General features: G+C 38.4%; 11 protein-coding genes and 1 pseudogene. 6 read left to right on the forward strand and 6 right to left on the reverse strand.

What is annotated here, in order from left to right; translation table 11 throughout:
* Positions 1 to 201 (forward strand): annotated as a pseudogene (locus ACEN36_RS11150) (hypothetical protein); the annotation flags it as partial.
* Here ACEN36_RS11150 and ACEN36_RS11155 read toward each other — a convergent pair.
* Positions 182 to 1,834, reverse strand: coding sequence for a peptide ABC transporter substrate-binding protein (locus ACEN36_RS11155; protein WP_407103219.1), 1,653 nt, complete (start codon positions 1,832 to 1,834; stop codon positions 182 to 184). The pseudogene ACEN36_RS11150 and the gene ACEN36_RS11155 overlap by 20 nt on opposite strands.
* A 370-nt stretch (positions 1,835 to 2,204) precedes the next feature.
* On the opposite strand from ACEN36_RS11155, the gene ACEN36_RS11160 reads away from it, so the two are divergent.
* Positions 2,205 to 3,134 (forward strand): competence protein ComK, encoded by a 930-nt coding sequence (locus tag ACEN36_RS11160; RefSeq protein WP_407103220.1) that lies wholly within the window; start codon positions 2,205 to 2,207, stop codon positions 3,132 to 3,134.
* A 59-nt stretch (positions 3,135 to 3,193) separates the two neighbouring features.
* On the opposite strand, the gene ACEN36_RS11165 is transcribed toward ACEN36_RS11160, so the two are convergent.
* A complete protein-coding gene (locus ACEN36_RS11165; RefSeq protein ID WP_407103221.1) occupies positions 3,194 to 3,739 on the reverse strand; it encodes an RNA polymerase sigma factor in 546 nt (181 codons plus the stop codon).
* 468 nt (positions 3,740 to 4,207) lie between these two features.
* Between ACEN36_RS11165 and ACEN36_RS11170 the strand changes: the two genes are divergently transcribed.
* A complete protein-coding gene (locus ACEN36_RS11170; protein ID WP_407103222.1) occupies positions 4,208 to 4,792 on the forward strand; it encodes a GNAT family N-acetyltransferase in 585 nt (194 codons plus the stop codon).
* Positions 4,793 to 4,919: 127 nt separating this feature from the next.
* Here ACEN36_RS11170 and ACEN36_RS11175 read toward each other — a convergent pair whose 3' ends face one another.
* From ACEN36_RS11175 to ACEN36_RS11185, 3 genes are read right to left on the reverse strand one after another with little or no spacing between them, the layout of a single operon-like run.
* A complete protein-coding gene (locus ACEN36_RS11175; protein ID WP_407103223.1) occupies positions 4,920 to 5,609 on the reverse strand; it encodes a hypothetical protein in 690 nt (229 codons plus the stop codon).
* Positions 5,599 to 6,483, reverse strand: coding sequence for an ImmA/IrrE family metallo-endopeptidase (locus ACEN36_RS11180; RefSeq protein WP_407096286.1), 885 nt, complete (start codon positions 6,481 to 6,483; stop codon positions 5,599 to 5,601). Before ACEN36_RS11180 ends, ACEN36_RS11175 begins: the two co-directional genes overlap by 11 nt.
* Complete coding sequence (locus ACEN36_RS11185) at positions 6,476 to 6,826, reverse strand: helix-turn-helix transcriptional regulator (protein ID WP_407103224.1); 351 nt, start codon at positions 6,824 to 6,826, stop codon at positions 6,476 to 6,478. The genes ACEN36_RS11180 and ACEN36_RS11185 overlap by 8 nt, the downstream gene beginning before the upstream one ends.
* A gap of 279 nt (positions 6,827 to 7,105) precedes the next feature.
* Between ACEN36_RS11185 and ACEN36_RS11190 the strand changes: the two genes are divergently transcribed.
* The 3 genes from ACEN36_RS11190 (at position 7,106) to ACEN36_RS11200 (ending at position 11,066) form a co-directional block, all read left to right on the forward strand.
* The gene (locus ACEN36_RS11190; protein WP_407103225.1) at positions 7,106 to 7,495 is read left to right on the forward strand and encodes a GNAT family N-acetyltransferase; all 390 of its coding nucleotides are present in this window, start codon (positions 7,106 to 7,108) and stop codon (positions 7,493 to 7,495) included.
* A 329-nt stretch (positions 7,496 to 7,824) separates the two neighbouring features.
* A complete protein-coding gene (locus ACEN36_RS11195; protein ID WP_407126601.1) occupies positions 7,825 to 10,359 on the forward strand; it encodes a DEAD/DEAH box helicase in 2,535 nt (844 codons plus the stop codon).
* Positions 10,356 to 11,066, forward strand: a complete 711-nt coding sequence (locus ACEN36_RS11200) for an SWIM zinc finger family protein (protein WP_407103227.1) — start codon at positions 10,356 to 10,358, stop codon at positions 11,064 to 11,066. The genes ACEN36_RS11195 and ACEN36_RS11200 overlap by 4 nt, the downstream gene beginning before the upstream one ends.
* Positions 11,067 to 12,092: 1,026 nt before the next feature.
* On the opposite strand, the gene ACEN36_RS11205 is transcribed toward ACEN36_RS11200, so the two are convergent.
* Complete coding sequence (locus tag ACEN36_RS11205; RefSeq protein WP_407103228.1) at positions 12,093 to 13,286, reverse strand: ATP-binding protein; 1,194 nt, start codon at positions 13,284 to 13,286, stop codon at positions 12,093 to 12,095.
* Between the last annotated feature and the right edge of the window lie 39 nt (positions 13,287 to 13,325).

A 13,325-nucleotide genomic window follows, 5' to 3' on the forward strand; every position in this document is an offset into this window, starting at 1 on the left:
TGTTTCGGTATGGAAAATATCCGCACCAAACTCCGCGAAACTACCTTGACTACGATTGCCTTATCCGTCATTGCGATGAATGTAGATAACATTAATCGCAATCGCTTGCGCTCTTTTTTTGGACAACTGAAAAATCGGAAAAAAAGCTGTTTAGTTCTATTGAACTTTTCTCCATTTCAAATTAGCCCAATTGTTCAGTAGGAATTACATAAGCATCTTTGAAATCATAACGGGCGCCTACAGAGTGCCGCACGATTCCTTGAATAGCGGGGTCCCATAAAAAGGCTTCCGAACTATGATAAAGTGGTGCGACAGCTACATCATTGACAAAAATCGTCTCCGCTGCCCGTAAATCTTCAAAACGCAGCACTTCGTCATTCGCGTGCTCGCCTTCCGCTGCATCCAACAACGCATCAAACTCTGGATTAGCGTAGTGACCATGATTAAAAGTCGTCTCACTATGCCCTAGATCCAACATATTTACTGGATCGGGAATAATAGCATTCCAGCCGCCTAATATCACATCAAAATCTCCACTTCCACCTTTAGTGATGCGGTTGTTTTTTGGAATATTGACGATAGTAACTTCAACACCTTCTAAGTTATTCTGGATTACCCCGTGAATATACTGACTGACTTTTTTGCTCGTTTCGTCGTCATCACCAGTCAATTCAAACTCAATCGTATCGGTTCCTAATTCTTGTTTGGCAGCATCGAGGTATTCTTGAGCAGCGTCCAAATCAAACCCTTCATAATCGGGCTGACCTGCAGTAAAATCTTCCCCGGTTTCAGGGTCTACCGCAAAATTATCCGGCACAAAAGCTGTAGTAGGACGAGATCCATTACCAAGAATAACGTTCACCAAGTCATCTCGATTGATGACAGCGTTGATTGCTTTGCGCAAATTCAAATTGGAAAGCGATTCATTTTCCATATTGAATTGTAAGAAACTGGTATTAGCAATATTTTCCGTTAAATAGTCTTCTCTTCCTTGCATTTGGAGAGCATATTCTCCTGAAAGCAAGACATTGTCCAGTTGTCCAGATTCATATAAGTTTAAAGCCGTTCCTGTTTCTTTGGTAACTTGCATATTGATGGTCTCCAACGTTACATTCTCTGCATCCCAATAGTCTTCATTCTTCACATAAGACCACGATTGCGCGCCACTTTCCCAATTGGTCAGCTCGAATGCGCCATTGGAAAGAGTCGTCTCAGCGGAAGTTCCATAGGCATCTCCTTGTTCTTCAACAAACGCTTCATTTAACGGGAAGAAGTACGGGTTCGTTAACATTTCCGGCAAGTAAGAAACCGGTACGTTCAACTGCACGACCAATTCGGTATCACTAGTGGCTTCTATCCCCAATTCAGCCGATTCCATTTCACCGCGGTTAATTTCAGCAGCATTTACAACGGGTTCAAACATATAGGCGTAAGGAGCGGCTGTATCGGGATCGACTGCCTTCTGCCACCCATAAACAAAGTCATGCGCGGTTACGGGATCTCCATTGGACCATTTTGCATCCTCTTGTAATTGGAATGTATAGGTCAGACCATCTTGGGAAACTTGATAGTCCACAGCAAGTGCTGGCTGAGCCACATTTTTTTCATCCAGCCGGAACAATCCTTCGTAAAACTGATTACCGCCAGTTGTCGTTTGGATATCTTGCATAAACAACGGGTTAGCTGTAGCCAATTCATTGGTCACCGATAAATGAATCGTTTGATCCGCTGCAAGCGCTACAGAGCCACCGCCTGTTTCGTCCGGAACAGCGGTTGTACTCTCTGAACCACCGTCATTACTGCAAGCTCCAAGCAACACCAAACTTGCGCTCAATAAAAACCAACTCTTTTTCTTAATTTATACGTTCCTCATTCCTGAAATTAGATTATGATTAAATTAACATGACAGATTTATAATGTCAATGGAGAAGAGAGTTTAATTGATGTCAAATTTTTCTCGGTCACCCTACTTTACGGCTTGATTAGGTCCTCTTTTTTTGTACACCTATTGCTACCTACCGTGCAGTTTCGGTACTTACTGGCCTGTCTGCTTAAAGAACATTCCCTGAACCAGGTACCTGCTCTAAACAGACTAGAAAAATGAGTTAAACTTAAAAAAAATTGATGCAATAACGATTGATAACGGTTACAATATAATCATAGTTACGTCTATCACAAATTAGAAATGAAATGGAGTTGGAAGAATGGAAGAGGGTTTTGACCACAATCAGCATCGAGGGTATTACAATAACTGGAGAAAGGCTTATTATTTATCGCAAGCATGCTTTTTACCAAAACAATCTATTCAGCATACGAATGAAATAAATGAATCAGATTATTATTACGAAACCACCTTTACTCGAAAAAGGCTTCAGCCTATGTTGATTACTGACACTAATCTTCCGACTCTATTAGCTGCCAGTTTGGAACAAGCGCATATCTTAGTCAACGCCGACACTTTCTATGTCAAAGACATTCGAGATAGGAAAGATACTCCTTATAACACAATTGTCTTCCAGATAAATGAACCGCCATTAGTGTCCACTGAGGATTCAAAAACGATCATGGAACGCTATTTCAATCAAAAGCCGTTGGATTATAAATTTGTTCAATACATTGGCAAGACTGTAGGCATTCATCAAAAATGTCCTTTTATATCCGGTCTTGAAATATTTGTTCCCGAGAAAGGAACTGCTAAAGAACCTGCTAGCTGGTATGGATTGCACCACATTTGCGGAGAAGAAGAACATAAAAAAGGGAACTATATGCAAGTGCAATTCCAAAACCATCATGAACTGCAATTGATGATTTCTCCTCACAGCTACCGAGAACAAATCGAACGGGCTGGAGTTCTGAAATTGTTGCAAGACAAAATGGTCGCTCAACTGATGATGCTTTCTCCTTACGCTAGTGAATGGTCATACACTACTGGATTAAACCCTGTAGAAAAATACTTAGCTACTCATTCGATACATTTTAAACACTATCCCCTAAAAAAGATTCTGATTTATATGGCGATGTACTGCATGAATGAAGCCATGGAAGAAATTTTCGGAGAGGACAATCCTTATAGCGACGAAGTTAAAGAAGCTTTTCTAAGAGACTTTAGAAATGAACCACCCACTGAATCCTAAAAATAAGAAGCAGCTCATGCCACTAGTCGCTTGGCATGAGCTGCTTCTCCTTTTTAATTTTATGCTTTCAAATTCTCTAAAAAGCAAGCCAATTTGACCGCTACTTTTTTCTTCCATTCATAAACCGTCTTGCGACTAACCCCTTGTTTTTGAGCAATCTCCGTCACTGACATCCGATTGACGACTGCATCCACTAAATAAGCTTGTTCCGTCGCTGTTAACAACGGCAGCATGTTTTTCAGTAAATCCATTTCTTGATAGTTCTGCTCAATAGACACCTGAGTATCTGGCTGATTCCCTTCTAAATCTTCTGGCCAAGCCATCTCACTTTCCCATTGACGCTTTTGTTTCCGCATCAAGTCAATCATGTGCCAATACACTTTTTGATACGCATATCCGCCAAATTGCTTCACACACTCCTCTTGCTCCAAGTCTTTGGGATAATTTTCATAAGCTTCTACTAACTTCAATAGACCTTGCTGCACAAAGTCATCGTAATCGGCATGCATATGCCACACACCCAATCGTCTCAATGCTCCATGAACCATCCCCGAATACTGATCAAAAAAATCCCGTTCGTTCTCTTCTGCTAATTTTCTCAACATCTCTGTCATATCCTTCAAGTGGTGTTACAAGGCCTTGTACACTTGTAGAATACCGCTCCCATGACAATCCGACAAAGAAGCAAAGACACTAAAAAAGCCGCCAAAGATCCCCTGTTACAGAAAGTTTAGCGGCAAAACAGCTAAGTTGATTGATGTACACGAACCTATTCAAACCAGCACTTCTTCTCTTCAAATGGACAACTGAAATCTAAGATTCCTTATCTAGAAATTAGGAATAGCACAATAGCCTATTTTGTCCGTCAATGGATTAAACTTCATCGTTTTCAGACCAAACTTGAAATAAGCTATAACTTCAGCTGTTTTTGATACATCTTTGGATAACCAAAAAACTACCGATTCATTCCTGCAGCTAGTAAGTCCTTCCTGATATAGAAAGAATCCATTTAACTTTACAACCATAAAATGGTACAGTTAACTCAACTATCAAAAAAGAAAGAGGTGCTTTTTTTGTTGGATAAATCAATTCCTTATGCAGAAATTTGGATGTCTCGAGAGAGCGAGCTTCCAGTGAAGGAACAGGCTTTACCTGAAGGCTTTCAATTTACATTTTACCAAGAAGGCGATGAACGTGAATGGGCCGCTATTGAAACAAGTGTCGCAGAATTTGAGGACAAAATACAAGCATTGGATTATTTTGAAAAGTCGTTTGCTCCTTACACAGAAGAGTTGAAACAGCGCATGCTATTTATCACAGATCCGTCAGGAGAAAAAGTCGGAACGGCTTCAGCTTGGTGGAAAAAAGCTCCTAATGGTAATCGCTACCCGCTTGTTCATTGGGTTGCAGTAAAACCAGGCTATCAAGGAAAAGGACTAGCTAAGGCTATGATGACTCGCACACTTAAGACACTGCAAACTCTGGAGGACACCTCTCCTATTTATCTCCATACTCAAACTTGGAGCCACGCAGCCATTCGCTTGTACCAAAAGTTAGGGTTTGAGATCACAGATAAGAAATTAGATGGAAGTCCTAATTTAGAATATAAAAAAGCTATGGATATCCTAGCTGGTTTGGAGAATTCAAAAAAGGATTAAATCGTTCAATCGATTTAATCCTTTTATTCAATTTGTCCGCGAAGCTGAAACAATACGATAAAAGTAAAACAGGAGACTGTTTTGTGAGACAAAAAGTTATTTTCTTCAAACTTATTGCTGGATTGTTTCAACTTAGATAGAACATATTCATATGACGTATAAATTCTCCCCATTCGAGATTTGTTTCTTTTTCATGTTTTGTTAAGTAATATTGATATTTATACAAAAAACGAAGCGCTTTATTATCTCCTAGTCCTTTTGTATAAAGATAGTATATAAGTTCATACATTTGAATAGCTTGTACATTATCCAGTCCAGTTGACCATTCTTCAGCCTTTTCTACAAGTTGGATAGCATTATAATCATGAGCTGCAAAATAAAGTAATCCTTTAGCTGCTATATAGGCAAGCGACTTTACTTCTCCACGATCATCTTTATTATCAATTACCGGGTCATAATTAGTAAGTTTATAAACTCTGGATTCAATTAACTTTCTTACGCCTTCTTCTACTGAAGTAAGGTCAGAGTCTTTATGAAGAATAATCTTGGCTGGTTTTTCTCCTAGTAAGTCTTTTACGTAGTTTTGAACAGAAGATTGGAGTAATTCTTCATAAACAGCTTCATGAATAGCTAAGTTTGGAAAAGCTGAGAAAATAGGATCTAGCCATACTTCTTTAAATTGAGAAAAACTAAATCCACGGTTAGCATGTTTGCGGTAGGGCGGAATTAAAAAATTAGCATCTAAAGTAATCATCTGATTAGGATCTTCAAAAATGCTGATAAGTGCGGGATTAGGCTTTTGGATATTAATCTTCATCATTATCCTTCACAGCAAAAAAAGCATTAAGCTCGTCTATATCTTCATCGGATATAGTGGTGCCGTAGCCAAATTCCTCTGGTTTTTTATTGAAAAGGCTTAGTGTATCAGCAAACTTTTCTTCATCAATAAGATTGTCTTCAAAGTTACGTAAAATAATTTCAATATTCTGAGCTGAGGTACCCGTATTTTTTGTGATGGTATTTAATTTGTTAAAAATTTCCTTATTGATAGCTAACCCGGTTTTAAAATACTCACTGTTTGCGGCTCTTTCATCAATAGCATAGAGTTGTTTACTTTGTCTTTGCGTGATAGCTTTTATTTCACTTAATCTTTTGATAAGAGAGTGGTAAGGAAGCCAATAGGTACAGTGCAAACGCGCAATAAAACGAAGAAGAGTTTTATCAGAAATATTTTTTAAAGAAGATACCTTAAATTCTTCAAGTACAATCCCTTTTAAATTTTCTTCTGACAATAAAAATTCTGCGGCAAAACGATTCGCTTTTGCTTCGTTTGCGTTACTTTCTTTGTCATCTAATCGACTAAGATGAGACCCCGTCTTTGTATAATAATGATACAACTCATGAGCAATGGCAAAGATTTGTTTGTCGTAATAATCAGCAGTATTTACCCCTATAAAAACAAGCTCTTTTCCACCTTCTTCTGAATACATAATGGCTGCTGAAAAAGCGGGCTTCCCTTTTTCAGATTCGATAGGGTATTCGAGCAACATAATGTCTAGCTGATCCAATATTGTAAAAATGTCATTTGCAATGGGAGCTTCCCCAACAAATCCAAGAGACTGACGACGCTCTCTAGCAAGTTTACGAATTTCCTCTAACTGTAGTTCATTAAGCTTAGTAGGTTCATTCATTCTCAATCTTTCTCCTTAGCAGCGTTTGTTGTCTCAGAGAGATCATCATTTTAAAGAGTTGTTCTACTCCTTCTTTTTCATTATCGCTTAGCGCTTCGCTTCTTAGTGCGACAAAAGAATTTTCCTTTTCTTTTTCAATAAATATATCTGCAATATCAAATTCAAGTATGTCCGCTAATTTTTCTAATTGCGTAACAGATGGAATAAAGTCTTCCCTTTCAATACGACTTATCATAATCCTATTGATACCAGTTAACTCCCCTAGATTTTCCTGAGTAAAATTTTTCTCTTTTCTTTTATTTGTTACTATAGTTGCTAATTTATCTATAGACAGCTTTTTCATCATAAAACCTCCTAGACAGAATAGTAAATCTATCTTCACCTATATGATACTACTAATGACAAAAATAATAAATAATCATAGAAATGTTATTTTTAATTTCATAAATTCATAAACTATGATGCTTAAAATTACATATTCATTAATTATTCTGTATCTTGGCTAAAAATTTCTTAAAGAATATGAAGTAACTGCAGGGATTTAGTTTATTGTTGTTTAATTAACACTCCTTATTCCATCCATTTTTAATGTAATTACGATATTTCTAAGATACTTGTTACTTTGATTTCAAGAATCTTCAGTTCTTACACTATAAAGTGTCGTTTCTATCTAAGGCATATCGCAGATGCTTCAGGAGAAAAAATCGCGACTTCTTCAGCATGGTGGAAAGAAACACCCAACGGTAATCGTTACCAACTTGTTTATTGGGTAGCAGTAAAACCGGGTTACCAAGGAAAAGGTCTCGCAAAAGCCATAATGACTCGCACACTTAAGACACTGCAAACTCTGGAAGACACGTCTCCTGTTTACTTGCATACTCAAACTTGGAGCCATGCAGCTATTGGATTGTATCAAAAGCTGGGATTTGAGATCACAGATAAAAATTTAGATGGCAGCCCTAATCCAGAATACAAAAAAGCGATGGATATCCTAGCTGAGTTAGAGATTTAAAAACGTTTAAATGTGATTGAGTATTAAATAGAAGTTTTTTATTCTCCTAACAGTTTAGCAAAGGAAAAAATATCGGGAACGATTTATGCAACAATCCCTAATTCAGCAGCCGCAGCTTTTTCGATAAAAGTTACGGCTCTTTCTTTTTCCATAAAATCAAATCCTTTTATTTACTCACCTTATTTTACCAAACCCCAATAGTAATTTATAACTTTCCCCTTCTGCTTTCAGTTGCATCTTAAACATCGTATAATAATCTTAAAAGAAACTTTATTCCGGTTGGCTGCTTTTTCAATGAGATGATTCAAAAGGAAGGACTACATAAACATATGGCACAAGCGATTTTTTTAGAAAAAGGCTTTTATATTGAAAACCCAACAACAGAATTTGAACGTGCATTACAAAAAGCTCCATTCCGCACTCTTTATGAACAAGTTTTTTCTTCAGAGACAGTAGAAACGGATGTCTCGATTGCCTATCTATTCAATGTAGCGCAAGAGTTTGTCTCCGCATTAAAAAATGACGGAGAAATTGAAGTCACTCGCACCTTTCAATTCCCTTCAGAAACGGTTTATCAAAGTCTTATGAATAAGGCACCTTTTGCCATCGGCCATGAATTTATTACTGTTCAATGGCTGAAAAACGTTCACCAAGAATTGGCAATGATTTTTAATGAGGAAATGAGCCGTTTTCAAGGCAGTGTCTCTGAATATATTCAATCAAAAAACAACTCTTTAATTGTTGCGGGCAGGGTTTACTTTCATTTGGTTGAAAGCAAACAAGACGGCTTTCCTTTCGCTTTTTTAGCTACCTATGCGACTAAGAATCAAGACAGAGTCAGTCATATGCCTCTAAAAAATGCACTTACAGAATTCAATGAGTCTTCTGAGATGCTCTCTTTACTGTCCGCTGTTGGACGAGTTGCTGATAAATCTGCTTTCATCTCTCAATTGGTTGAATCAGGGGAATTATTTTCACCTTTACGATTCAATGAAGACGAGGCCTATCAATTTTTAAAAGAAACAGCTCTTTATGAAGAACAAGGAGTCATTTGCCGTATTCCTGATTTTTGGAAAAAAGAACGCAAGACGACCATCAAAGTAACCATTGGCGATACAAAACCAAGCAGAGTTGGAATGGATGCTCTTTTAGCTGGCAGACCAGAAATCTATTTAGGCGAAGACCGCTATTCAAGAGCAGAAATTGAGGCTTTATTACAGCAAAATGAAGGATTGGCTTTCTTGAAAGGCAAATGGGTGGAAATCAATCACCAAAAACTGCAGCAGTTATTAACGACTTACGATACGAAAGAAAACAGCGAATGGACTCTTTTTGATGCTTTGCGGCAGCAGCAAATTTCTGAGGAAGAAGAACAGTCTTTGATCGAAACAACAAATGGTCAATGGCTGCAAACTGTTTTTCAACAGATGACCACACCCACTCAAATCCAACAAGAGCAACCTGCAAAATCTTTTCAAGCTGACCTGCGCCCTTATCAGTTAGTAGGCTATAACTGGTTAAACTTTATGCAAGAACAGACCTTTGGTGCTTTATTAGCGGATGATATGGGTTTAGGAAAAACCGTGCAGATCTTGGCTTTACTCGATTCTCTGCGCCAAGAAAACAAACGCACTCTTTTAGTTATCCCCGCTTCTTTGCTGGAAAACTGGAAGAAAGAGGCAGCCCGTTTTGCACCAAAATTACAGATACAGATTTTGCATGGAAAGAATACCCTAATTCAAGACGCAGAAGCTGATTTGCTTATCACGACGTATGGTATGGTTGCCAGAATGGAGGCTCTTAAAGAAGAGCGGTTTGACCTTTTGATCTTAGACGAAGCGCAAGCCATTAAAAATCCAGGAACCAAACAGACTAAAAGTATCAAAGCCCTGAAAGCCCGCGCAAAAATTGCGATGACCGGGACCCCAATTGAAAACAGGCTATCTGATTTATGGAGTGTTTTTGATTTTTTAAATAGCGGACTGTTGGGTTCAAAAACGGAATTTGGAAAACAAATCAAAAAAGGCACTGACTATGGAGCTTTACGTCAAATGATCTCGCCTTTTATACTCAGACGGTTGAAAACCGATCACCGCATTATTTCTGATCTGCCGGAAAAAAACGAACAGAAAGAATACGTTTCCCTTTCCAAAAAACAGATTGCGTTGTATAAAGGTCTTCAACGAGATATTGAAAAATCGATGGAAGCCACTGACGGCATTCAACGAAAAGGTTTAGTGTTAGCGGCGATTTCTAAATTCAAGCAAATTTGCAACCATCCTGACCAGTATTTAGGCAATCAAGAATTCAAACCTAAACTCAGCGGAAAATTTGAAGCGTTGCGAGACATTTGCGAAACGATTCGTGACAAGCACGAGCAAGTATTGATTTTTACGCAATTTAAAGAAATCTGCGAACCGCTCAATGTCTTTTTAGCAGAAGTTTTTGGTCAATCGGGGTTGGTCTTACATGGCGGCGTTCCCGTAAAAAAACGCGGAGAGCTGGTTGAACAATTTAACGCTCCTGATACGTACACACCGTATATGGTCCTTTCCATAAAAGCCGGTGGTGTGGGCCTGAATTTAACGGCTGCAAATCACGTGATCCACTTTGACCGGTGGTGGAATCCAGCTATTGAAAATCAAGCTACTGACCGAGCATTTCGTATCGGGCAAGAAAAAAATGTCTTTGTGTATAAATTTGTGACCAGCGGAACGATCGAAGAAAAAATCGATGAACTGTTGGCTGAAAAAACACAACTTTCCAACGATTTGATCACTGAAACAAGCGGCGAGAATTGGTTGACAGAAATGAGTAACGATGATTTAAGGAATCTCTTTACATTGGAGGTGGATAACGGATGATGAGTTATGATTTTTACAGCTATGAAAGCATGGCCGAAAAAAAACAAAAAGCTGCCAGAAAACTGGTAACCTATCAAAAAAAACATCCTAATGCTCAGCCTATCTTGGTCAAAGGCACCAAAATCGCTGCTTCCTTTTGGGGAAAAGTGTGGTGCGATCATTTAAAACACTATGCCGATTATGATAACCGCATCGACCGCGGGCGTTCTTACATCAAAAACGGTTTTGTCTTTGACTTAACGATTGAAAAAGGAGTCATTCAAGGCGTTGTCTGCGGCAGCGGTTCAAAATTGTATCAAGTAGACATTGCAATCGATCCTATTACTGATCAACGGTTGGTCCAACAAATCGGCGGCCATATTGAGAGTTTAGAGGCTCTAGCGAATGGCCAATTCCCTAAAACACTCGCTGAAACTTTTTTGACCAGCGAGAACGGTTTGTTTCCTAATCTAAATGAAATCGATCTCTCTTGTGATTGTCCGGATTGGGCACATATGTGCAAACATATTTCTGCAGTCCTTTACGCTGTAGGCGCTAAATTGGATTTGGACCCGCTGCTTTTATTCGAATTACGGGGAATCGATACGACCGCTTTAATCAAAAAATCCGTTGAAGAAAAAATGACGACATTATTAGAAAATGCGCATACTGCAACATCCAGTCGAATTATTGAAGACGATTCAATTATTGATCTTTTTGATTTGTAGAGATTGTCTCAGTGAGATGCACCCTATCAAATGCTGCTTTTGATAAGGTGGTGTCAAGCAAGTTTAAACACGTCCTACGAAAAAAGAGCGATGACGAATATTCTCCACTAGTTCACCACTATCGGGTCTTCCAATTAGGGTGTGTCTTAAAACTACTTTGACAAGAAATATAAAATTTTGGTTCCTCATCGTAACGTTGGCTGAAAGTCAAAGTTGTCTAGTTATTTATTCTAGAGCAACAACGGCTTATTAATACAACGGCTTCAAAAAAACTCCCTTTCTTCATCACCAGCTGATTCACCTTGATGTTCAATCGCTATTCTTCATCACCAGTTGATTCACCTTGATGCTCAAACGGCTTTCTTCATCACCAGATGGTTCACCTTGATGTTCAAACGGCTTTCTTCATCACCAGCTGATTCACCTTGATGTTCAAACGGCTTTCTTCATCACCAGCTGATTCACCTTGATGTTCAAACGCTATTCTTCATCACCGCGAGTTTCTCCTTGATGTTCAATCGGCTTTCTTCATCACCAGCTGGTTCCCCTTGATGTTCAATCGGCTTTCTTCATCATCAGCTGGTTCACCTTGATGTTCAATCGGCTTTCTTCATCACCAGCTGGTTCACCTTGATGTTCAATCGGCTTTCTTCATCATCAGCTGGTTCACCTTGATGTTCAATCGGCTTTCTTCATCACCAGCTGGTTCACCTTGATGTTCAATCGGCTTTCTTCATCACCAGCTGATTCATCTTGATGTTCAAACGGCTTTCTTCATCACCAGCTGATTCACCTTGATGTTCAAACGCTATTCTTCATCACCAGCTGATTCACCTTGATGTTCAAACGCTATTCTTCATCACCGCGAGGTTCACCTTGATGTTCAAACGCTATTCTTCATCACCAGCTGGTTCACCTTGATGTTCAAACGCTATTCTTCATCACCGCGAGTTTCCCCTTGATGTTCAATCGGCTTTCTTCATCACCCATGTCAAATAATTCCTAACCATAGTTTTAAGACACACCCTAATCTGACAGCAGCCAGTCTGCAATGTAGATAATCGGAATGCCGTCTATTTGTTCTACATCATGATACCTGCCTGTGACGACTATTTTTTTATAATTATCTTTTATGTTCAATAAGTTGTCTGTTTCATGTGTGTTATTGGGTAGTTCATATGCTACTTGAACATAAAGAGTTTCGTCTAACTTTCGTGCCACAAAGTCTATTTCTTTCCTATCCAGTCTGCCAACATCAACTGTATAACCTCTTCGCAGTAATTCTATATAGACTATATTTTCTAATCGATTACTATAATTACCATCTTTTCTGCCAATTGCATTTCTTCGTAACCCAGCGTCTACAATAAAATACTTGCCATTGGTTCTAAGATATTCTCGTCTTCGTATGTCATATTGCTTCGCGCGATAAAATAGATAGCCGTTCTCAAGTAAGTCTAAATAACGATTTACAGTATGAGTCGTTGTTTCAACACCCTCACTTTTTAAAGTGTTCACAATTTTTGATGCATTTACTAATTGACCAACGTTATCTGCTAAAAAGCTGATAATGGATTTCAAGGCGGTAGGATCTTTTACACCCGATCTCAGTGCCACATCATTTAAAACAATGGTATCAAAAATTCCTGACAAAATGGTATCTTTAATAGATTCTTCTGCAATAACAACACTTGGAAATCCCCCGTATTTTTCGTATTCATTATAAGCGCTATCTACTTTCCGTGAATCCCTTTCAATTCCTTTTACGCTTAAAAATTCACGAAATGAAAGTGGGTAGATTGGAATTTCGATATAACGCCCACTTAAAAGCGTAGCTAACTCACCAGATAACATATTTGCATTTGACCCTGTAATGATAATATCGCTATCAAAACTTACTCGAACTCCGTTTACGACACGTTGCCATCCTTTTACGACTTGAATCTCATCCAATAATAAATAGATTTTTTTATTGTCTTTGGGAAGCAGCTTATTTAACTGGTCACGAAATTTTTCTTCCGTTGTAATTGTCTGATATTCAAAGCTTTCAAAATTTATATAGATAATATGATCTTCAGGTACTCCCTCCTGCTTTAACTGCTCTTTAAAAAGCATTAAGAGAACTGACTTTCCAGAACGACGTACTCCTGTAATAACTTTTATAAAATCAGAGTCTTTAAATTGAATCAATTGATTAAGATAAATTGGTCTTTGAAACATTACAACCCCTCCAGGATTTAATCTTCTATTTTTGTTAAA

Source organism: Desemzia sp. FAM 23989 (genome assembly GCF_045528345.1).
In the GTDB taxonomy this organism is placed as follows: domain Bacteria; phylum Bacillota; class Bacilli; order Lactobacillales; family Carnobacteriaceae; genus Desemzia.